The 19,614-nt window shown below is 66.6% G+C and carries 19 protein-coding genes; 4 read left to right on the top strand and 15 right to left on the bottom strand.

Annotated elements, in window-relative coordinates; all coding sequences use genetic code 11:
• Nucleotides 1-89: 89 nt before the first annotated feature.
• The 3 genes from V3596_RS16890 to V3596_RS16880 are packed head-to-tail and all read right to left on the bottom strand — an operon-like array spanning nucleotide 90 to nucleotide 4,107.
• Nucleotides 90-1,874, bottom strand: coding sequence for an ABC transporter ATP-binding protein (locus V3596_RS16890; protein ID WP_334278976.1), 1,785 nt, complete (start codon nucleotides 1,872-1,874; stop codon nucleotides 90-92).
• A complete protein-coding gene (locus V3596_RS16885) occupies nucleotides 1,858-3,603 on the bottom strand; it encodes an ABC transporter ATP-binding protein (RefSeq protein WP_334278975.1) in 1,746 nt (581 codons plus the stop codon). The genes V3596_RS16890 and V3596_RS16885 overlap by 17 nt, the downstream gene beginning before the upstream one ends.
• 54 nt (nucleotides 3,604-3,657) lie before the next feature.
• A complete protein-coding gene (locus V3596_RS16880) occupies nucleotides 3,658-4,107 on the bottom strand; it encodes an SRPBCC family protein (protein WP_334278974.1) in 450 nt (149 codons plus the stop codon).
• 142 nt (nucleotides 4,108-4,249) lie between these two features.
• Here V3596_RS16880 and V3596_RS16875 point away from each other — a divergent pair, with 142 nt between their 5' ends.
• Nucleotides 4,250-4,540, top strand: coding sequence for a hypothetical protein (locus V3596_RS16875; protein ID WP_334278973.1), 291 nt, complete (start codon nucleotides 4,250-4,252; stop codon nucleotides 4,538-4,540).
• Between the two features lie 3 nt (nucleotides 4,541-4,543).
• On the opposite strand, the gene V3596_RS16870 is transcribed toward V3596_RS16875, so the two are convergent.
• On the bottom strand, nucleotides 4,544-5,644 hold the full coding sequence (locus tag V3596_RS16870; protein ID WP_334278972.1) for a serine hydrolase domain-containing protein: 1,101 nt from the start codon (nucleotides 5,642-5,644) through the stop codon (nucleotides 4,544-4,546).
• Between the two features lie 149 nt (nucleotides 5,645-5,793).
• On the opposite strand from V3596_RS16870, the gene V3596_RS16865 reads away from it, so the two are divergent.
• Nucleotides 5,794-6,948, top strand: coding sequence for an MORN repeat-containing protein (locus tag V3596_RS16865; protein ID WP_334278971.1), 1,155 nt, complete (start codon nucleotides 5,794-5,796; stop codon nucleotides 6,946-6,948).
• On the opposite strand, the gene V3596_RS16860 is transcribed toward V3596_RS16865, so the two are convergent.
• The 8 genes from V3596_RS16860 to V3596_RS16825 form a co-directional block, all read right to left on the bottom strand.
• Entirely contained in the window at nucleotides 6,930-8,396 is a 1,467-nt protein-coding gene (locus V3596_RS16860; RefSeq protein WP_334278970.1) for a sodium:solute symporter, read from the bottom strand. The two genes, V3596_RS16865 and V3596_RS16860, sit on opposite strands and share 19 nt — an antisense overlap.
• A gap of 132 nt (nucleotides 8,397-8,528) precedes the next feature.
• Nucleotides 8,529-9,383, bottom strand: a complete 855-nt coding sequence (locus V3596_RS16855) for an anti-sigma factor family protein (protein WP_334278969.1) — start codon at nucleotides 9,381-9,383, stop codon at nucleotides 8,529-8,531.
• A 16-nt stretch (nucleotides 9,384-9,399) separates the two neighbouring features.
• A complete protein-coding gene (locus V3596_RS16850) occupies nucleotides 9,400-9,939 on the bottom strand; it encodes an RNA polymerase sigma factor (RefSeq protein ID WP_334278968.1) in 540 nt (179 codons plus the stop codon).
• Between the two features lie 18 nt (nucleotides 9,940-9,957).
• Complete coding sequence (locus tag V3596_RS16845) at nucleotides 9,958-10,329, bottom strand: COG4315 family predicted lipoprotein (RefSeq protein ID WP_334278967.1); 372 nt, start codon at nucleotides 10,327-10,329, stop codon at nucleotides 9,958-9,960.
• Between the two features lie 67 nt (nucleotides 10,330-10,396).
• Nucleotides 10,397-10,945 carry a crossover junction endodeoxyribonuclease RuvC gene (ruvC, locus tag V3596_RS16840; protein ID WP_334278966.1) on the bottom strand — a complete coding sequence of 183 codons (549 nt, stop codon included), beginning with the start codon at nucleotides 10,943-10,945 and terminating at the stop codon, nucleotides 10,397-10,399.
• On the bottom strand, nucleotides 10,945-11,937 hold the full coding sequence (locus V3596_RS16835; protein ID WP_334278965.1) for a phosphatidate cytidylyltransferase: 993 nt from the start codon (nucleotides 11,935-11,937) through the stop codon (nucleotides 10,945-10,947). Before V3596_RS16835 ends, ruvC begins: the two co-directional genes overlap by 1 nt.
• A gap of 10 nt (nucleotides 11,938-11,947) precedes the next feature.
• Nucleotides 11,948-12,580: a lysophospholipid acyltransferase family protein gene (locus V3596_RS16830; RefSeq protein WP_334278964.1), complete on the bottom strand. Its 633-nt coding sequence runs from the start codon at nucleotides 12,578-12,580 to the stop codon at nucleotides 11,948-11,950.
• Between the two features lie 42 nt (nucleotides 12,581-12,622).
• Nucleotides 12,623-14,659: a methyl-accepting chemotaxis protein gene (locus V3596_RS16825; protein ID WP_334278963.1), complete on the bottom strand. Its 2,037-nt coding sequence runs from the start codon at nucleotides 14,657-14,659 to the stop codon at nucleotides 12,623-12,625.
• Between the two features lie 171 nt (nucleotides 14,660-14,830).
• On the opposite strand from V3596_RS16825, the gene V3596_RS16820 reads away from it, so the two are divergent.
• Both V3596_RS16820 and V3596_RS16815 read left to right on the top strand, forming a co-directional pair.
• Nucleotides 14,831-15,247 carry a PaaI family thioesterase gene (locus tag V3596_RS16820; RefSeq protein WP_334278962.1) on the top strand — a complete coding sequence of 139 codons (417 nt, stop codon included), beginning with the start codon at nucleotides 14,831-14,833 and terminating at the stop codon, nucleotides 15,245-15,247.
• 71 nt (nucleotides 15,248-15,318) lie between these two features.
• On the top strand, nucleotides 15,319-15,714 hold the full coding sequence (locus V3596_RS16815; protein ID WP_334278961.1) for a hypothetical protein: 396 nt from the start codon (nucleotides 15,319-15,321) through the stop codon (nucleotides 15,712-15,714).
• 12 nt (nucleotides 15,715-15,726) lie between these two features.
• Here V3596_RS16815 and V3596_RS16810 read toward each other — a convergent pair whose 3' ends face one another.
• The 3 genes from V3596_RS16810 to V3596_RS16800 are packed head-to-tail and all read right to left on the bottom strand — an operon-like array spanning nucleotide 15,727 to nucleotide 19,252.
• Nucleotides 15,727-17,331 carry a GMC family oxidoreductase gene (locus V3596_RS16810; RefSeq protein ID WP_334278960.1) on the bottom strand — a complete coding sequence of 535 codons (1,605 nt, stop codon included), beginning with the start codon at nucleotides 17,329-17,331 and terminating at the stop codon, nucleotides 15,727-15,729.
• Nucleotides 17,328-17,846: a hypothetical protein gene (locus V3596_RS16805; protein ID WP_334278959.1), complete on the bottom strand. Its 519-nt coding sequence runs from the start codon at nucleotides 17,844-17,846 to the stop codon at nucleotides 17,328-17,330. The genes V3596_RS16810 and V3596_RS16805 overlap by 4 nt, the downstream gene beginning before the upstream one ends.
• A complete protein-coding gene (locus tag V3596_RS16800) occupies nucleotides 17,846-19,252 on the bottom strand; it encodes a coniferyl aldehyde dehydrogenase (RefSeq protein WP_334278958.1) in 1,407 nt (468 codons plus the stop codon). The genes V3596_RS16805 and V3596_RS16800 overlap by 1 nt, the downstream gene beginning before the upstream one ends.
• Nucleotides 19,253-19,614 lie beyond the last annotated feature (362 nt).

The raw sequence follows: 19,614 nt of genomic DNA, 5'->3' as shown, positions 1-19,614 counted from the left end.
GGAAAGTTCGGCAGGCAAGCGTGACAAGCTTCACCGAAACGACTGGCGTTGTGCGCAAAGCGCCCGAACATTTGCGCCGAGCAGACGCTCTACTCTTCGAGCGCCTGCAGTGCCACCAGGCGCTGATAGATGCCGCCCTCATGCGCCAGCAGCTGCTGGTGCGTGCCTTGCTCGGCCAGTCGGCCGTGGTTCAAGACGATGATCTGGTCGGCTTCGCGGATCGTGGACAGCCGGTGCGCGATGGCCACGATGGTGACCCGTCCGCGCAGGGCCTGCAGCGCCTCGCCCACCAGGGCTTCGGTGGCGCTGTCGATATTGGAGGTGGCCTCATCCAGGAACAGCAGCGTGGGCGCGCCGGCCAGGGCGCGAGCCATGGCAATCAGCTGCTTCTGGCCGGTCGAGACGCGCGCGCCGCCTTCACCCAGGGGCGTGTCCCAGCCCTGCGGCAAGCTGTTGATGAAACCTTCAACGCGCGCCGCCCGGGCCGCGGCTGTGAGGGCTTCATCACTGATGTCGCGACCCATGGCAATGTTCTCGCGCACGCTGGCCGCCAGCAGGTAGGGCTCTTGCGGCACCAGGCCCACAGCCGCCCGGAAGGCAGCGTCCGGCACCGCGCCGAGGGCCTGACCATCGATCCTGATGCTGCCCTCCTGGGCTTCATAGAAGCGCAGCAGCAGCGAAAGAAGCGTTGATTTGCCGCTGCCGGTGTGGCCGACGATGCCGACAAAACTGCCCGGTTCGATGGCGAGGGTCAGGTCATGCAGCACGGCATGCGCGGGGTCGTAGCCGAAGCGCAGATGGTCGATGGCGATGCCGCCGCGTGTGATCTGGCCGCCTTCGGTGCCGAGCTTCTTGGCTTCGGCTTCGCGCAAGAGCGTGCGCACGCGCGAGGCGGCGATCATCGACTGCTGCAATTGGCCGAACTGCAGGGTGATCTGGATCAGCGGGTCGACCACGCGCGAGATGTAGCTGAGGAATGCATAGAGCAGGCCGACCTCGATACCCGAGAGATCACGCTGGCCGAAACCATAGATCACGGTCACCAGCAGCAGCACGTTCAAGAGGTCCAGCGCCGGCCGCAGCAGCCAGGCATTGGCGCGCAGCTCGGCCACGCGCGCGCCCCAGTGGCGCTGGTTCAAGTCGGCAAAGCGGGCGGCAAAGCGCGGCGCGGCGCCGGCCGACTGCAAGACCGCCATGCCGGCCATGCTCTCGGCCATCTGGGCATTGATGTCGCTGCGCAGCGCGCGCTGCTGGGCCACGGCCGGTGCGCTCCAGCGCTGGTAGAACCAGATGATCAGGACGACCGAGGGCACGAGCGCCAGCACGATCAGCATCAGCCGCCAATCCAGCCAGGCCATCGCCGCGATGGAGCCGATGACCACGATGCCCGAGTCCAGCATCACGTAGAGCACCTGGCGGTAGAGCTGGTTGACCGCTTCGCTGTCGTTGGTGACGCGGCTGACCAAGGCGCCGGTGATGGCCTTGTCGAAGAAGGCCATCGGCAGGGCCAGCACATGGGCAAAGACCTTTTCACGCAGCCGCAGGACCGAGCGCCGTGCCACACCGGCCATGCGCGCGAGCTGGCCGTAGCGTATCCAGCAGGCGGCCCAGCCGCTCAGGAGCACAGCGGCCAGCAGGCCGGCCATGGCCTCGATGTCGAAGTTGCCCGGCAGCAGGTAGGCGTCGATGTAGTGCTTGCCCAGCGCCGGGCCGGCAGCTTCCATGGCCGCGGCGGCGATCAACCAGAGCAACCCGCGTACGAGATGGGGCCGCTCGGGTTCGGCCGCTTCCAACAGCAGGCCCAGCGAGGCCCAGGGGCTCTCGGGCCTGGCGCCGGCCGCGACACCCGCCTCGACTTCAGGCTTCTGCGTCAAGGCTGGCCTCCAGTTGTTGATAGCGCCATTGCGCGGCATACCAGCCATGCTGCTCCAGCAGCTCGGCATGCGTGCCGCGCTCGGTGACGCGGCCGTGGCGCAGCACCACGATGCGGTCTGCATCCATCACAGCGCTGAGACGGTGGCTGACGATGATCACGCTTCGGCCTTGGCGCTGCTCACGCAGGTGCTCGAGGATCTGCGTCTCGGTGCCGGTGTCCACGGCCGACAGCGCATCGTCCAGCATCAGCAGCGGCGCCCGGGCCAGCAGCGCGCGGGCAATCGCCACGCGCTGGCGCTGGCCGCCCGAGAGCGTCACGCCGCGCTCGCCGACCAGGGTTTCATAGCCCTGCGGCAGCCGGGCAATATCGTCATGCACCGCAGCCAGACGGGCGGCTTCCTCGATCTCTTCGCGCGACGCATCAGGCCTTGCAAGGGCGATGTTCTCGGCAATGGTCGCCGAGAAAAGGATGGGCTCCTGCGGCACCCAGGCCAGGGTCTCACGCAGGGCTGCCAGTGTGAACTCAGGCAAGACCTGGCCCCCAAGCGAGATGCTGCCGCGTGCCGGTTCGAACTGGCGCAGCAGCAGGCGGATCAGCGTCGACTTGCCCGCGCCGGTCGGGCCGACCACGCCCAGCGTCTGGCCTGCCGGCAGCGTGATCGAGACGTCCTCGATGGCCGCGCGCTCGCTGCCGGGGTAGGTGAAATTCAGGTCGCGCAGGGTCAGGCGCATCTCGGCCGGACGGCCGGCCGTGCCGTGGTCGGCCAGGCTCAAGGGCTCGTCCAGCATCGGCGAGAGCCGGCCCCAGGCGGCGCGGCCCCGCTCGATCAGCGAGAGCACCCAGCCCGCCGCGAACATCGGCCAGATCAGCTGGCCCAGATACATGGTGAAGGCGGTGAGCTGGCCGATCGACAGCTCCTTGTGTGCCACCAGCCAGCCCCCCAGGCCCAGCGCGATGGCCAGCGCCGCGCTCAGCGTCATGCCCACGGCAGGCTCGTATGCCGCCTCCCAGCGCTGGGCGCGGAAGCCCGCCTCGCCGGCGCTGTCGGCCAGCTGCACGAACTGCTTTTCGCTGCGCTCGACCAGGCCCAGGGCGCGCACGGTGCGCACGCCGGCCAGGTTCTCCTGCACATGCTGGTTCAGCGCAGAGAAGCGTTCCAGCGACTGCTTCCAGGCCTGGTGCACATGCTCGGAGATGCGCCAGAACGCCAGCGCCATCAGCGGGAAGGGCAGCAGGGCTGCCAGGCCGAGGCGCCAGTCCACGCCCAGCGTCATCATCGCGATGACCAGCACCAGGGTCAGCGTGCCGTCGAAGGCCGCCAACATCGCTTCGCCTGCCGCCAGCTCGACGGCATCGACATCATTGGTGGCCAGCGCCATCAGGTCGCCGGTGCGCTTGCTCTGGAAGAAGGCCGGGCCTTGCAGGCTCAGGCGCTCGTACAGGCGGATGCGCAGCTCGCGGCCCAGCTTGTAGGCTGTGCTGAACAGCGCCAGCCGCCAGCCCACGCGCAGGCCATAGATGGCCGCACCGGCGGCCACCAGCTTGGCCAGTTCGATCAGCAGGGCCTGACCGGCGACTCTTCCCGCGATCATGCCGTCGACCACCTGGCCCACCTGACGCGGAATCCATACGGTCAGCACCGCAATCGTGGCCAGCATGGCTGCCGCGGCGAGGTACTTGGGCCAGTGCCGGCGTACGAAGCCGGCGAGCATCTTGGAAAGCGTCATGGAGGGTGGCGATTCTAGGAGCGACCCTCGAACGGTGCTCGCGAGGCTTGAGCCTTATTCGGTGACAGCCGTCTCGACCAGCTGGGCGAGCAGCGTCAGCGATTGCTGCCAGCCCATATAGCAGGCCTCGGGCGGGATCATCGAGGGAATGCCTTCCTGCACCACATGCATCTCGACGCCGCAGAAGACCTGACGCAGCGTGACCGTCGTCTGCATCGTGCCGGGCAGGTTGGGGTCATCGAACTGGGCGGTGTAGCGCAGCTTCTCGCCCGGTACCAGTTCCAGGTACTCGCCGCCGAAGGAATGGCTTTGCTGGTTGGCGTGGTTGGTGAAGCTCATCCGGTAATGGCCGCCGACCTTGGCATCCATCGCGTGGACCGTGCCGGTGAAACCATGCGGAGGCAGCCACTTGGCCATCGCCGCGGCGTCGAGGAAGGCGCGGTAGACGCTGTCCGGCGTGGCAGCGAGGATGCGGTGGAGGCGGATGGTATTGGTGCTGGACATGGTGCTGATCCCTTGTCGGCCGAGGAAGTCCCTCTGGATTCACGACGGGCGACGATACGTGATTTCGACATCGGCAGGCAGACACAGCCGGCGCGCCGGTGATAGCCTAGGTCTGTGCGGACACGCGCAGTCAGGAGTCGACATGAGCCAGGGATTCGGCATGGAAACCCCGTCCAAGCACCACCACACGGCGCTGCGCAAGGCGGCGCGCTACCTGGTGCTGATTGACTCCGGCGGCTATGCGGTGGCACGGCTTTTTCTCGAAAGCCGTGAGCAGGTCGCCGAGTTCGACGGTGCCACGGAAGAAACCAACTCGATGATCAGCGGCCTCACGGCCACGCATGGCGCGAGTGGCGCCGAGTGGGACCAGGCCCTGGCCGGGCACAGCGCCGAGGAACGCGCGGCGGCCGAGGTGTTCGAGCTGAAGGTCTAGCGGCTAGCGCTGCGGCGCCAGCACGCGCTCGGCCAGCAGGTTCTCGATCTGTTCGGTGCGCGCGCCGGCGCCGTTGGTGAGCACGATGATGGCCAGGCCGCTGTCCGGGTAGCGCGCATGCATGGAGCGGAAGCCCGCCAGCGAGCCGCCATGGGCCACGCGGCGCTGGCCCTGGAACTGGCTCAGTTGCCAGCCCAGGCCGTAGCCGCCACCTGACGTGCCAAAGGGCGCGAGCTTGCCGTCGGCCAGCAGGCCGGGCCGGGCCATCGCGGCCAGGTTTTCGGCCTTCAGGATCTTGTTGGCGTACAGGGCGGCTTCCCACTTCGCCATGTCATTCAGCGAAGACACAAAGGCGCCGCTGGGCCGCAATGCCGCCCATTCGGGCACGTTGAGCTGCTTGCCGTCCTTCAGCAGGTAGGAGCCGGCACGCTGCGGTATCAGGTCGGTGTTGGAGGTCGTGCGCGTCACCGTCATGCCGGCCGGCGCAAACACCTCGCGGGCCATGAAGCTGCGCCAGGGTTCGCCGCTTACCCGTGTGATCACCTCGGCCAGCGTGAAGTAGCAGACATTGCAGTACTGGCTCTTGCTGCCTGTCGGGAAGTCCAGCGGCGCAGCGAAGGTGGCGCTGATCAAGTCGATGTCGGGCCGCGCCTTGTCGCCGTCAAAGGCCGGCGACTCGCGCCGTATGCCCGAGGTGTGGTTCAGCAGGTGCCGCAGCGTGATGCCCTGCCAGCTGGCCGGCGTGCCGGGAATGTGCCGGGACACCGGGTCGTCCAGGCCGAGCTTGCCCCGCTCTGCCAGGAGGTTGATGCCCACCGAAAGCATGGGCTTGCTGATCGAGCCGATCATGAAGACGGTGTCCGGCGTCACCGGCAGGTTCCATTCGAGGTTCGCTTTGCCGAAGCCCTTGGCGTAGATCAGCTTGCCCTCGTGCAGCACGCCCACCGCCATGCCGGGGATGGACTGCTCGCGCATGACGGCGCTCACGACTTCCTGGATGCCGGCTTCGTTGATGGCCGGGGCCGGCGTGGCGGCCAGGGCCGAAGCCAGCAGGCATGGCATTGCGGCAGCGCCGAGCAGCAGGCGTTTCAGAGCGAGAGACATCACTTGTTCCTTCAGCAGTGAAGCCGCGAGGCTGCCAGCCCGGCCGCCTGTTGGCAAGGCCGGCGAAACGTGCAGGCTTGCGCTTGATCCACAATGCGCGCCAACAAGAATCAGTCTCGGGGAGCCCCATGATCAGACCAATCCACGCGGTGACGGTGACGGTGGCGCTGGCAACGAGCCTGTTTGCCTCGGTCAGTGCAGCGCAGGCTGTGGAAGCGGGCGCGAGTTCGACCAACCTCAATATCCAGAACTACGTAGCTGACCGGCACTATGAGGGCCCGCTTGTCGATGGGCTGCCGCACGGACGCGGCGTCATGCTGTGGGTGGACGGCATGCGCTACGAAGGTGACTTCGTGGCTGGGCGGCGTACCGGTCAAGGACTGCTCAAGATGGCCAATGGCACTGTGTACCAAGGTGCATTTGTCAATGGCGTCCGAACCGGCAAGGGCAGTCTCGACCTGCCCAGCGGCGAACGCTATCAGGGCGACTTTCTAGGTGGCCATGCGACAGGCCAAGGACGAATGCTCTGGAAGAACGGAGACAGCTACGAAGGCGCTTTCGTTGCGGGCCTCCGGCACGGCCATGGTCGACAGCGCTATGTGAGCAACGACGTCTACGAAGGTCCCTGGGTCAACGACAAGCGTGAGGGCGAGGGCACCATGACCTTCTTCGGCGGTGATCGCTTCGAGGGCCATTTCGACGCAGACCGTCCATCGGGCAGGGGCCGCTATCGCTGGCGCGACGGGTCGACCTATGAAGGCGGGTTCGTGCGTGGCGAACCAGCGGGCCATGGTCGGATCCAGTTGCCCACCGGCACCAGCTACGAGGGGGACTTTACGGAACGACATTGGTACGTTTCAGGAGTTGCCGTCTCGGCCACTGGCTGGCGCTACGAAGGCGAATTCCTGGCTGGCACGCCGACGGATCAGGGGCTCTACAGCGGGGCTGATGGCGCAGAGCTGGTCAAGCCGGTGGCGTTAGAGATCCGACGCGCTCTGAGCATCCATTTGCAGCCCATGTTGTTCTCACCGATTGCCAAGCAGCCTCGGACCATCTGCACTCGCATGGGCAAGCCTGAGGTGCCCCTTTTGAACGAAACCTGGACGGGCGAGGCGCTCTACAAAGTCGTGGTGTTCGTCGACGATGGTCGAGTCAAGGACGTGCGAGCGGTGGCGCTCAAGCATCCAGGCGACGACAAGGTGCATGCCGCAATGGTCAGCTCACTCAGGAAGGGCTTGATCAACAGCTACTACTGCCCGGGTCGGCATGTGTTCGAACAGGAATTTCAGTTCCGCTTCGATTGAACTGTGGGGACTTTGCGGCTGACCGCCATCAGCCCCGCAAACGTCAGCCCCGCATTCAGCACCAGCAATTCCAGCCCCAGCTCATAGCCGCCGAACAACGCCTTCTGCTGGCTGTCCACGATCCAGCACAGCAAGGGCGCGGCCAGCGCAACCACGGGCACCAACGGGTCCTTGACGCTGCGCCGCGTCAGCATGCCGAAGGCGAACAGGCCCAGCAGCGGTCCGTAGGTGTAGCCGGCGAGCTTGAGGATCAGGCCGATCATGCTCGGGTTGTCGACCCAGCGGAACACCAGCACCAGCACGAGGAAGAGCGCGGCAAAGCCCAGGTGCACGCGCTGACGCACCTGCTTCTTGCGGGCTTCGGTCCAGTCATCGCGGCGCTGCAGACCCAGGAGGTCGATGCAGAAGCTCGAGGTCAGGGCGGTGATGGCGCCGTCGGCGCTCGGGAACAGTGCCGAGATCAGCGCCACGATGAAGATCAGCTGCACCACGGCCGGCAGATGCTGCAGCACGACGGTGGGGAAGAGCGCGTCACCGCGGGCCATGATGCCGTGCTGCTGCGCATAGATCTGCAGGAGCCCGCCCAGCACCAGGAACAAGAGGACCACGCCCAGCATGATGATGCTCATCAATACGATGTTCTTCTGTGAATCCGCCAGGCGTTTCACCGAGATGTTCTTCTGCATCATCTCCTGGTCCATGCCGGTCATCGCGATGGCGATGCAGGCGCCGGCCAGCAACTGCTTGCCCCAGAAGAGGCGGCTGTCAGGCTCGGTGACGAAGACCTTGGAGAGCCCGTTGTCGGAGAGCGCCGTGGCCGCGCCGGAGAAATCCAGCCCCATCGATTGCATCAGCCACACCAGGCAGACCACGAGGCCTGTGAGCATGCCGGCGGTCTGCAAGGTGTCGGTCCAGACGATGGTTTTCACGCCGCCTTCGAAGGTGTAGAGCAGGATCATCACCAGCAGCACGGCCGTGGTGAGCCAGAAGGGCAGACCGAAGCTGTCAAGGATGGCGTCCTGCAGGATGCGCACCACGAGGTAGAGACGCGCCGTGGCGCCGAGCGTGCGCGAGATGATGAAGAAGCTGGCGCCGGTGCGGTAGCTGCGCGGGCCCAGGCGTTCACCGAGGTAGTGGTAGATCGAGGTCAGTCTCAGCCGGTAGTACAGCGGCAGCAGCACGAAGGCGATCACGGCGTAGCCGATCATCTGACCCAGGGCGATCTGGAAATAGCTGAACTGCGTCGCGCCCACGGCACCTGGCACGCTGATGAAGGTGACGCCCGACAGCGAGGTGCCGATCATGCCGAAGGCCACCAGCAGCCAGTTGCTGCTGCGGTTGCCGACGAAGAAGCTCTCGTTGTCGGCCCCGCGCGAGGCAAACCAGGCCACGCCCAGCAGCAAGGCGAAATAGACAAGCACGACACAAAGCAGCAGCGGAGCAGTCATCGGCGTGGGGGCATGGGAGTGGACGAGCCGGCCGATTATGGTCAGCGCCGACCATGCCTGCCCATTCCCGCGGCGCAGCGGGTCATAACCAGACCAGGCCAGGATCAGGCGCGAATCAGGCGCGAATCAGGCTTAAGGCTTGATCAGCTGCGCGTACACCAGGCCGCCGAGCTGGGCCAGGCGCTCCCTGGAGATCTGGCCGCTCAAGGCATAGCCCAGTCTGCCCTCCAGCCAGTAGAAGCTCTGCGTGCCGTTGCCCGGCAATTGCGAGACCGGGGCAAAGCGGAAGGCGGCCGGCGCTTCATCGCCGGGCTGGCGCACCGAGACATAGAGCGTCACCCGCTCGCCGGCCGTCGACTCGAACATGAAGAGCGCTCGTGCCAGCCCCGGCGTCGCTTGCGCGCCAAGCGCATCGGCCTGGCCCGCGGGCAACAACCTGCCACCCACCAGATTGAAGCCGGCGCTGGTGAGATCGGGCACGGCCAGCGGCGTGCCCAGGCGCTTGCTGAGCCACTGCACCAGATGCGCCTGCTCTGCCGCAGACACTTCGACCGGGTGGCGCTGCTCGGGCTGGTAGAGCACATGGGCGATGGCTGCATCTCGCACAAAGCTGGGCGCTGCGCTGGCCTGCATGGCCGAGGCTGGCGCGTTCAGGCTGCGGGCATTCCAGCCGGCCAGGCCACCGACGGCCAGCAGCACCGCTGCGGCCAGACCCTGGCGCAACCAGCGCGAGGCATTGGCCGCACTGCGCTGCCGCTTCAGCGGGCGCAGCAGTTCCTCCGGCAGGGGCTCGTCCAGCAATTCGGCATGCAGGCCTTGCAGCGCGCCGCGCTGGCTGCGCCAGTCGAGCACCGCCTGCGTTTCCTCGGGATGCTGGCGCAGCCAGTCGGCCACGGCTTCGGCGTCCAGCGGCGCCAGTTGGCCGTCCACATAGGCGTGCAGGCTGGCGCTGGTGATGTCGAATGGCGGGCGATCCTGGCGGCTCATGATGGCGTTCTCATCTTCATTTGACGACGCGCAGCGGCGGGTTGGCTGCGCGCTGACCCTCGGCGGCGCCACTGCTGCCCATCAACTGACGCATCCTTTCGCGTGCTCGTGAAAGGCGCGACATCACCGTGCCCACGGGCAGCTCCAGCACGCGGGCGGTCTCTTCATAGCTGAGCTCCTCGACGCAAACCAGCAGGAGCACCTCGCGCGCCGCGGCGGGCAGCGCCTCGAGGGCCCGCTCCAGGTCCATGCGCTGCTCCAGTGCGCGATGCGGCTCATGCCTGGGCGCGAGTGAATCACTGAATTCCTCGAAGCTGCCGATGTGCTCGTCACGGCGCTGGTTGAGGAAGAGCCGGTGCATCATCGTCAACAGCCAGGCGCGCAAGGAGGCGCTGCGGTCTTCATGCGCCGGGTCGGGCCGCCACAAAGAGGCCTTGCGGCTGGCCCGCTCGAGCACGTCCTGCAGCAGGTCGTCGGCGCGAGCGCTGTCACCAGTCAGGAGGCGGGCATAGCGCCGCAGCCTGGGCAGGTGGGGCAGCGCTTCGTCGAGCAGCATGGCCGTGGCGAGTCAATCTCAGGGCGTGGCGGTGTGCCAGACCTTGTTGAAGCCGTCGCCGGTGCGGTCGCCGGGCTTGGCATCCTTCACCCAGAAGTACAGCGGCTTGCCCTTGTAGGCCCATTGCTTGCTGCCGTCGTCGCGGGTGATGATGCTCCATTCGCCGCTTGCCGCGGCGTCGGCCGAGGCCATCAAGGGAGGCCAGTTCGTGGCGCAGGGGCCGTTGCACATGCTCTTGCCGCCGCCGTCCTTGTCAAAGGTGTAGAGCGTCATGGCATTGGCGCTGCCGACCAGGGCGCCGTCCATGCTCTTGGCAGGCGGTGGCGCCATCGAGGCGCAGGCAGCGAGAACGGCCAGAGTGCAGGTGGCGAGCAGGGTACGAAGTGACATCGAAGGCTCCTTCATGGGTTGGAGCTTGTCAAACACCTGGCGGCCGCGGTTTATTCCATCCGCCTGATCAATAAGTTCGGCTGCCCTTGAACTGGGCATGCTGGCGCCGCTGCAATGTGGTGCTGCGGCCCATGGCCTCGAAGGACACGCGGGCATGGGCATGCATGATGGCCAGGCCCAGCGCGTCGGCCGCATCGGTGCCGGGCAGGCCGGGCAGCGTGAGCAGGCGCTGCACCATCAATTGCACCTGCTCCTTCTTCGCATGCCCATGGCCGACGATGGCCTTCTTCATCTGCAGCGCGGTGTACTCCGAAACCGGCAGGTCCGAGGCGACCAGGCCGGTCAGCGCCGCGCCGCGGGCCTGGCCCAAGAGCAGGGTCGATTGCGGGTTCACGTTGACGAAGACGATTTCCACCGCGGCGCATTGCGGCTGGTAGCGCGACACCACTTCGCGCACGCCGTCGAAGATGATCTTCAGCCGCGCCGGCAACTCACCGGCCGCCACCGCATTGGTCTTGATCGTGCCGCTGGCGACATAGGACAGGCGCGGGCCATCGGCGTCGATCACTCCGAAGCCAGTGGTTTGCAGACCAGGATCAATGCCAAGAATGCGCATCAGAAATTTGCTTTGAAATACCAGCGGACGGAGTGGAAGAAAACGGGCGCCGCGAAGCACAGCACCGCGATCCGGTCCAGCAGGCCGATGGCGCCGGTGATCGAGCTGCTGTTGCCCCAGTAGACCACGCCGAAGTCCTTCTTGAGCGCCCGCATCACCAGGCCGCCCAGCGCCCCGGCGAGCGCCGCAATCACCGCCATCACCAGGGCCTGGCCGGCCTTGAAGGGTGTGATCCAGTAGAGCAGGGTGCCCGTCAATGCCGCAGCCAGTTGGCCCAGCCACAGCGCACGCCAGGAGAAGCTGCGGCTGATGCGCCTTGCCACCGGGCGGCGGCGCAGCGAGCGCGAGGCCACCTCCTGCACGATCTGGCTCACGCCCACGGCCATGACCATGAAGAAGAGCAGGAAGGGCCCGCGCCCCTCGTAGCCCTTGAACTCCAGCAGCAGCAGCGCTGGCCCATGCGAGAGCCCGTAGACACAGACCATGATGCCCCACTGGATCTTGGCATTGCGTTCCAGGAAGCGCGCCGGATCATCGGCAAAGGCGCTCACCACCGGTATCGCCAGGAAGCCATAGACCGGTATCAGCACGCTGAACAGGTCGAAGTGCCGCGTGGCCACCAGGATGTACTGCAGCGGCAGCAGGATGAAGAAGGACAGGATCAGGCTGCGGTGGTCGGCCCGCCGCGTGTGCATCAGGGTGATGAACTCGCGCAGCGCCAGGAACGAGAAGCAGCCGAACAGCAGCGTGGCGCCGATGGGCCCCGAGATCCAGGCCAGCCAGAACAGCACCGAGCCCACCCAGACGGCGTTGAGGTCGCGCTTGAACTGCAGCCAATTGCCCTCCGCCGCCGCGCTTCGCTTCTCAGGATCGCGCAGCGAATAGAGGAAGCCGCCGATGCTGATCAGGACCAGCGCGCCGAACAGCAGCAGGAAGAGCAGGGCGATCTGCTCGCTCGCCGTCATGTTGCGGAGATTGCGCCAGAAGATCATGGGGCCGCCCTCATTGCGCACGCTCCTGCACCGGCCGCTGCTTCATCACCGCGGCGCGCGCGCGCTCCAGGAAGGCGCGCTTGTCTTCGCCCGACTCGATCTGCATGGGCTCGCCAAACGTGACGGTGCACAGGATGGGCACCGGCACCACTTCGCCCTTGGGCATCACGCGCTGCACGTTGTCTATCCAGGTGGGTATCAGGCGCACATCGGGGAACTGCTCGGCCAGGTGATAGAGCCCGGCCTTGAAGGCCTGCGGGTCGCCCTTGTTGGAGCGCGTGCCCTCGGGAAAGATCACCAGCGAGTCGCCATTCGAGAGCGCCTCGACCAGGGGCTCCAGCGGATCTTCATCGGGGCTGCTGCGGGTGCGGCTCACATAGATGGCATTGAACACCTCGCTCGTGAGCCATTTCTTGAGCGGGCTGCTGGTCCAGTAGTCGCGGGCTGCGATGGGGCGGGTTTGTGCCCGCAGCTCCCGGGGCAGCGCCGCCCAGATCAGCACCCAGTCGAAATGACTCTGATGGTTGGCGAAGTAGATGCGCTGCTCGGCAGTAGGCGGGCAGCCCTTCCAGTGGCCTTGCGTGCCGGTGATCAGGCGCGCAAGAAAGGACAGGAAGAGGCCGGCGAAGTCGGCTGGAGACATGGGGCGATTATCTCCGCCCCTGCCTCGCAGTCTGCTCCTGCCCTACATGCCGCGCCTGGCCTGGGTCAGCAGGGTGCTCACCTCGGTGGAGATGCGAGCGAAGGCCGAACCGGCGCCGATCAGGCGCTCCGCCTGCTGGTACTGGCCGCCGTTGATGCTGCGGGCCACGCCCCCGGCGGTCTGGTGGAACTGCGCATGCTTTTCGACCAGGGACACGAAGGTCGGTCGCCCGCCCCAGCGCCTGCCGCCTTCGCCATGCAGCCAGCGACCCAGCGGGCATTGGTCATCCCGGCAGATGGTGTCGGCATCCAGCCGGCTGCGTTCGGCAATGGCCTGGCGCAGCTTGATCTTCCATTGCCGATGCGCATCGATCGCACCGTCGAAATCGAAGTCGGCCTGTTCGCCCGCCTCTTCCTCCTGCAGCGCCAGCCCATCGGGCAGCATGAAGCGGGCCACCTCGGCCGCGAGGCCCCCAGCCTGCTGCTTCATCGAGGCGGCGGCCGCTGCGGTTTCTTCGACCAGGGCTGCGTTCTGCTGCGTGGCACGATCGAGTTCCTGTACCGCCTGGCCGATCTGCGAGATGCCCAGGCTTTGCTCACGAGAGCCACCGGCAACCTCGCCCAGCAGCGTGTCGACGCGGCGGGAACCCTCGACGATGTTCTCGATGGTTTCACCGGCGCGGCGCACGATGGCCGTGCCTGCTTCCACCTGCTCGACGCTGCCGCTGATCAGCGTCTTGATCTCCTTGGCCGCGTCGGCGCTGCGCTGGGCCAGCATGCGCACCTCGCTGGCCACGACCGCGAACCCGCGTCCCTGCTCGCCTGCGCGAGCGGCTTCGACGGCGGCATTGAGCGCCAGGATGTTGGTCTGGAAGGCAATGCCGTCGATGGTGCCGATGATGTCGGAGATGCGTGCCGATGAGGTCCGGATGCCCTCCATGGTCTGCACGACCTCCTGCATGACGCGGCCGCCGTCGGACGCCGTCTCAGCGTTCTGGCGTGCCAGGGTCGATGCCTCGGCCGTGTGGTCTGCGCTGGTTCTGACCGTGGCCGAAATCTCTTCCATCGAGGACGCCGACTGCTCCAGATTCGCCGCTGCCTGCTCGGTGCGGGCCGACAGGTCCAGCGCGCCGCTGGCGATCTCGTCGCTGGAATGGACGATCTGGTCGCTGGAGTGGCGAACACGCAGCACCATCTGGCGCAGCGACTCCTGCATCTCTGCCAGGTTCCGCATCAGCTGGGCGGCCTCGTCGCGCCCCCATGGGGAGGGCGAGGTGGTCAGGTCGCCGTCGGTCATGGCGCGCAGGTGGCGGCGGGTTTCATTGATGCCGCCTTCCATCACGCGGTAGAAGCACAGGAACAGGTAGCCGGCCAGCAGCAGCGTGACCGCAACGACGCCGGCCACCTTGGTGATATGGGCCCGCTCCATGGCCTTGAGGTCGTCGATGTAGATGCCCGAGCCGATCACCCAGCCCCAGGGCTCGAAGCCCATCACATAGGAGATCTTCTCTACCGGGGTTTCGCTGCCTGGCTTGGGCCACTGGTAGGCAACGAAGCCCTTGCCGTTCTTGCGCACCTCGTCGACGAAGGCCTTGAACAAGTGCAGGCCATTGGGATCCTTGAGGTCGCTGACGTCCTTGCCGTCCAGTGCCGGCTTTATCGGATGCATGACCACGCGTGGCTGCATGTCGTTGATCCAGAAGTACTCCTGGCCCTCGTAGCGCAGCGCCGAGATGGCCTGGCGCGCCTGCGCCTGGGCTTGCTCGCGCGGCAGGCCGGCAGCTTCCAGCCCGTGCGCCCATTGCAGCACGCCGTGCGCTATCTCGACATGCTGGCGGGTCGAGGTCCGGCGGGCTTGCAGCAGTTCGCCGTCGTCGGTGACGACCAGCCAGCTCAGCAGGCCCAGCATGGGCAGCATGAAGGTCAGCGAGATGAGCAGGGCCTTGCTGCCAAAGCGCAGCTGGCGGAACAGGCGCACGCCCGGTGCCCAGATGCCGTGATAGGCGAAGAAGCCATGGTTGGCTGAGCTGCGGGCCCTGTCGGCCTGCCGCTGCGATTGCGAAGAGGTACTGCTCGACATCGATCTTGTCTCCTGGGTGACAACGCCTGGCCTCACCGGTGTCGGAGGTGGGCAGGTCAGTGGCCGGGAATCTAGTCGCGCGCACTGACGCCGGTCTTGCGGGTTGTCAAAACAGGGACAGCGGCGTGCGGTGGAGGCTGGAAAATGCGGCAATCTTCACGGGAGTTCGCCATGTCGCTCGACGCAACGCATTTCAATCAGTTCGGCGCCGGCAATCTGCCAGGGCATCTGGGCATCAGCATCCTGGCCGTGGCGCCGGGCGAGATCCGCGCGGAGATGGTGGTGCGCAAGGAGCTGATGGCGCCCAACGGATTCCTGCATGCCGGCTCGGTGGTGACGCTGGCCGACACGGCCTCGGGCTATGGCGTGATGGCCAACCTGCCCGAAGGCGCCCACAGCTTCACCACCATCGAGCTGAAGTCCAACTTCTTCAGCACGGCCCGCGAGGGCACGGTGGATTGCACGGCCACGGCCGTGCACCTGGGCAAAACCACGCAGGTGTGGGATGCCGTGGTCACCCATCGTGAAACGGGCCGCAGGATGGCCCTGTTCCGTTGCACGCAGATGCTGCTGTACCCTAAGGCCTAGGCGCTAGCGCCGCGAGCCCGGCAGCGGCGGCGAGCGTGGCGGAGAACGATCCGGTCCTGCGAGGGGAATGGATGAAGAGCAAGCATGGCAGCTACAGCCTGCACGGGCGCATCGATGTGCTGCACCTGACGATGGAAGGCAGCCTGACCCTGGATCTTGTGCAGGCCATGCGGCGTGAGATGGACCTGTACTGGCGGTCGCGCGACGGCCGCCCCTGGGCCTTGTATTCGGACTTGACGCGTTTTGAAGCCATGCCGCCCGAGGCGCTCGATGCCTTCTGGGCATTGATTGCCGAAGCGGTCGGGCAAGGCCTTGTGGCGGCGACCGACATCCGCCGCGCCGACCATTTTCGCGTGACGACCAGCGAGCGCTTGGAGCGCCACACGCGTCATATCAAGTTCCAGGTCAGCACTGACGAGCAGGAGGCCATGCGCTGGATTGCCGCCTGCGGCCTGCGCACCGACTGAATCATGCGAGCATCAGGCCAGCGCTTCGGCGGTGCCGCCTAGCCGCGTGATCAGGCCTTGCGCCAGCCGGTTGGCCAGTCCATAGACCGAGAGCTGCGGATTGGCGCCAATGCTGGTCGGGAACAGCGAACCGTCGTGCACCGAGAGATTGGCGATCTGCCAGTGCTGGCCGTCGGGCCGCACCACGCCGCGGGCCGCATCGGCGGCCATGGTGCAACCGCCCATCACGTGGGCGCTGCCCACCGTGGTGATGAAGGGTTTCAGGTCCAGCTTGGCGATGCCGGCCTTGGCCTCGGCCAGGGTCTTGTACTCGCCCGCCAGTTCATGCACCGGGCGCACGCTGCGCGCGCCGGCGGCGAACTGGATCTCGGCCATCGAGACATAGGCACGGCGCACACCATCGAACAGGTAGTCGTTGAGCTGGTAATCAAGCTGCGGCGTGCCATCGCTGCGCAGCTTGACCTGGCCGCCTGGCGACTGCGCGTGGAAGCCGTCGCGCAGCAAGGCAATCATCACCTGCGTGTTCGGGAACTGCTTCACTCGCTCGGCCATCGCCGGCCCGAAGCCGCCCAGGTTGGTCGCCGCAAAAGCCGGGTGCACCGGCGCCACTTCCAGCTTGTAGCCCATGGGCCCGTCGACCGGACCCTGATGCAGAAAGTGGTCGCTGAAGATCGACAGCGGCGCGCCCGCCCAGCCTTGCACCGGTTCGGGCATCACCGCACCGTTGGCGACGGTGGGATGCAGGAAGGTGCGCTTGCCCAGCAGGCTGTGCGGGTCGGCCGCCTTCGAGCGCAAGAGCAGGGCCGGCGAATTGATCGCGCCACCGGCGACGACATAGTGCTTGGCGCGGACGCGCATCAGCTCGCCGTTCACGCTGCCATCCAAGGAGATGGGCTGGCACAGCAGGGCTTCGACGCGACCGTCCTTGATCAGCAATTGCTCGGCACGCGTCTGCACGGCGAGCGTGGCACCGAGGTCCAGGGCTGCAGGAATCGTGGTCACCAGCATCGACTGCTTGGCATTCGTCGGGCAGCCCATGCCGCAGGAACCCAGGTTCCAGCAGCCCTTGACGTTGCGCTGGATCACATAGGTCGGAATCCCGAGCTTGTCGGCACCGCGCTTCAGGATGCCATTGTTCTGGTTCGGCTCGGCCGCCCAGGGCGAGATGTTCAGCCGGCGTTCGACCTGTTCGAACCAGGGTGCCATCTGCGATTCGGTGAAGTCGCTGAGGCCGAACTGGGAAGCCCAGGTCTCCAGCGCGTCCTTGGGCGTGCGGAAGGAACCGGTCCAGTTCACCGTAGTAGAGCCGCCGACGCAGCGGCCCTGAAGGATGTTCATCGCCTGGTCCAGCGTCTTGCGGCCGGCGCCTTCCTGGTAGAGGTTGGGGTAGGCATCGGCCTCGCGCTGGGCCTTGAAGTCGGAGCTGGAGCGCAGCGGGCCTTCTTCGATGATCAGCACCTTCATGCCGGCACGCGCCATCAGCTCGGCCGTGATGCCGGCGCCCGCGCCGCTGCCGACAATCGCGACGTCGCAGTCGAACGCTGCAGGCAGCGGCGCGCGGCCGCCGCCGATCACCTTCCAGCCGCGGGCCAGGCCTTCCTTGATGGGATCGTTCATGGGATTTCTCGGGGACCTGGGTAGCCGACCGCCGCCCAGTTGGCCGGGTCGGTGAAGAAGGCGACGCTGCACAGGTCGCGCAGCGCGTGATAGATCTGCTGGCGGGTGTTGCTGCCGGAAAGCCGCAGCGCGTCCAGCACGCCGGCCAGCTCGGCCGTGGGCACCGTGGCCCAATCGCTCTTCAGGCCGATCAGCGCGAAGCGGCCTGCGGCGGTGTCGAGCAGGCTCAGGACCTGCGACAACTCGTCGCGTACGGCGGCGGGAAACACGGCGATGTTCTGGTCCAGACGATCCAGCAGCGACTTCATGGCCGCCTCGTTCCTGGGGTCCAGCAGGCCGCCATCGAATACCGCGCGGGCGACAGCCGCGAAGATCTGGCGACCACCCGGTGAGAGCTTCTTGCCACCGTCCACCAGACCAGGCTTCAACATCGCCACGCCCGCGCCAGCCACGCCCAGCACCACGGCTGCGCCAAGGCCCAGCTTCAGGAGGCTGCGTCTTTTCATCATCGTCATCAGAGTTTCTTCAGGAGGCCCAGGAGGCGCTCGAAGGTGGCGCCATAGGGCGGCTGGAACAGCCTGGTGCCCGCAAAGCGCGACTGGATGAACAGCGGCTTCTCCTTGCTGAAGGTGCGGAAGCCCCATTCGCCGTGGTACGAGCCCATGCCGCTGGCGCCGACGCCACCGAAGGGCTGCTCTTCCTGGCCGAGGTGCCAGAGGCAGTCATTGATCGTCACGCCGCCGGCGTGGGTCTGGCGCATCACATGATCGCGGGCGGCGCTGTCCTGGCCGAACCAGTAAAGCGCCAGCGGACGCTCGCCGCGATTGATGTGGGCGATGGCGTCGTCCACGCGCTCGTAGCCGATCACCGGCAAGAGCGGGCCGAAGATCTCTTCCTGCATCACGGTCATCGACGGGTTCACGTCGAGCAGCAAGGCCGGCACCAGGCGCCGGTCCTGGGGTTGCTCCACATGGCTGCGCAGCACGCGGGCGCCCTTGGCCTCAGCGTCGTCCAGCAGCTGTTGCAGGCGCGCGTGATGGCGTGGCGTGGCGATGCTGGAGTAGTCGGGGTTGTTGGCGATCGCCGGATACATGCGGCGCATCTCCTCGAGGATCTTCTTAGCGAGCGGCTCCACCATCTCGCGCGGCACCAGGAGGTAGTCGGGCGCCACGCAGGTCTGGCCGGCGTTGAAAAGCTTGCCGAAGGCCAGGCGCGAGGCGGTGAGCTCCAGGTTGCAACTGCGGTCGACCAGTGCCGGCGACTTGCCGCCCAGTTCCAGCGTGACCGGCGTGAGGTTCTTGGCCGCCGCCTGCGCCACGTGGCGGCCCACGGCGGTGGAGCCGGTGAAGAACAGATGGTCGAAGGGGAGTTGCGTAAAGGCCTTGCCGACTTCCGCGTCGCCCGTGATGACTTGCATCTCCTCAGGCGCGAAATGCTCGGACACGATCCTGGCCATCAGGGCCGAGGTGGCTGGCGTCAGCTCGGAGGGCTTGATCAGCACGCGGTTGCCGGCCGCCAGTGCGGCGACCGCCGGTTCCATCGCCAGGTAGTAGGGGTAGTTCCAGGGCGCGACGACGCCGACCACGCCCAGCGGCTGGCGCATCAGGACGTTGCGGCCCGGCAGGAAGTGCAGAGGCGTGGCCACGCGGCGGGCCTTCATCCATTTCTTCAGCTGGCGGATCGCATGCCGCGCACCGGATTCGACGGTGAACACATCGGCCAGCAGCGACTCCTGCCGCGCGCGGTGGCCGAAGTCCTGCGACATCGCGGCTGCGAGTGCGTCGCCATGCTTGGCGGTCATGTCCAGCAGGCGCTGCAGCCGGTCGCGGCGCACGGCGTAGCTGGGCATGCGCTCGGCTTCGAAGGCGCGCCGCTGCTGCTCCAGCGCCAGGTGCAGCCGCTCGTGTAGGGACTGGTCCATCTTGTCTCCGGGTCCTGTTTGGACCAGAGGCTAACCGCAAGAAGGGGTCCGGCCAACCGGGCAGCCCCTTGGCTAGAGGATCGCGTCTAGTCGCGCTGGTGACAAAAGGGTTCATCGCCGAATTCCGGGGATGTCTCTTGGCGGCACGTAGCAGCCGTTCGCGTTGAAACTCGTTCGCGCTGCCGAGGCCATCGGGTGAGGGCTTGTGCTCCTGTCCCCCGGACCGGGCTTCGCCCGATCCTCCTCCTTTACCTCGCCCAAACCCTCACCCGACACCCTCGGCCGAACCTGCGCATGCCACCAGGCGAAGGCCACAGTGGTGCGTATCAGGACGGCAGTGGGTTTCCCGAAGCGAGGTAAAG

The sequence above is a fragment of the Roseateles microcysteis genome (assembly GCF_036880965.1).
Classification (GTDB): domain Bacteria; phylum Pseudomonadota; class Gammaproteobacteria; order Burkholderiales; family Burkholderiaceae_C; genus JAUASW01.
This window is presented reverse-complemented; position numbering and strand designations above follow the sequence as displayed.

Coding starts and splice junctions, on each gene's coding strand:
- V3596_RS16835 (WP_334278965.1), bottom strand. CDS start 11,937: ATGATCTTCTGGCGCAATCTCCGCAACATGACGGCGAGCGAGCAGATC.
- V3596_RS16815 (WP_334278961.1), top strand. CDS start 15,319: ATGAAGAGCAAGCATGGCAGCTACAGCCTGCACGGGCGCATCGATGTG.
- V3596_RS16845 (WP_334278967.1), bottom strand. CDS start 10,329: ATGTCACTTCGTACCCTGCTCGCCACCTGCACTCTGGCCGTTCTCGCT.
- V3596_RS16880 (WP_334278974.1), bottom strand. CDS start 4,107: ATGTCCAGCACCAATACCATCCGCCTCCACCGCATCCTCGCTGCCACG.
- V3596_RS16830 (WP_334278964.1), bottom strand. CDS start 12,580: ATGTCTCCAGCCGACTTCGCCGGCCTCTTCCTGTCCTTTCTTGCGCGC.
- V3596_RS16875 (WP_334278973.1), top strand. CDS start 4,250: ATGAGCCAGGGATTCGGCATGGAAACCCCGTCCAAGCACCACCACACG.
- V3596_RS16855 (WP_334278969.1), bottom strand. CDS start 9,383: ATGAGCCGCCAGGATCGCCCGCCATTCGACATCACCAGCGCCAGCCTG.
- V3596_RS16860 (WP_334278970.1), bottom strand. CDS start 8,396: ATGACTGCTCCGCTGCTGCTTTGTGTCGTGCTTGTCTATTTCGCCTTG.
- V3596_RS16800 (WP_334278958.1), bottom strand. CDS start 19,252: ATGGACCAGTCCCTACACGAGCGGCTGCACCTGGCGCTGGAGCAGCAG.
- V3596_RS16825 (WP_334278963.1), bottom strand. CDS start 14,659: ATGTCGAGCAGTACCTCTTCGCAATCGCAGCGGCAGGCCGACAGGGCC.
- V3596_RS16850 (WP_334278968.1), bottom strand. CDS start 9,939: ATGCTGCTCGACGAAGCGCTGCCCCACCTGCCCAGGCTGCGGCGCTAT.
- V3596_RS16810 (WP_334278960.1), bottom strand. CDS start 17,331: ATGAACGATCCCATCAAGGAAGGCCTGGCCCGCGGCTGGAAGGTGATC.
- V3596_RS16885 (WP_334278975.1), bottom strand. CDS start 3,603: ATGACGCTTTCCAAGATGCTCGCCGGCTTCGTACGCCGGCACTGGCCC.
- V3596_RS16805 (WP_334278959.1), bottom strand. CDS start 17,846: ATGACGATGATGAAAAGACGCAGCCTCCTGAAGCTGGGCCTTGGCGCA.
- ruvC (WP_334278966.1), bottom strand. CDS start 10,945: ATGCGCATTCTTGGCATTGATCCTGGTCTGCAAACCACTGGCTTCGGA.
- V3596_RS16820 (WP_334278962.1), top strand. CDS start 14,831: ATGTCGCTCGACGCAACGCATTTCAATCAGTTCGGCGCCGGCAATCTG.
- V3596_RS16870 (WP_334278972.1), bottom strand. CDS start 5,644: ATGTCTCTCGCTCTGAAACGCCTGCTGCTCGGCGCTGCCGCAATGCCA.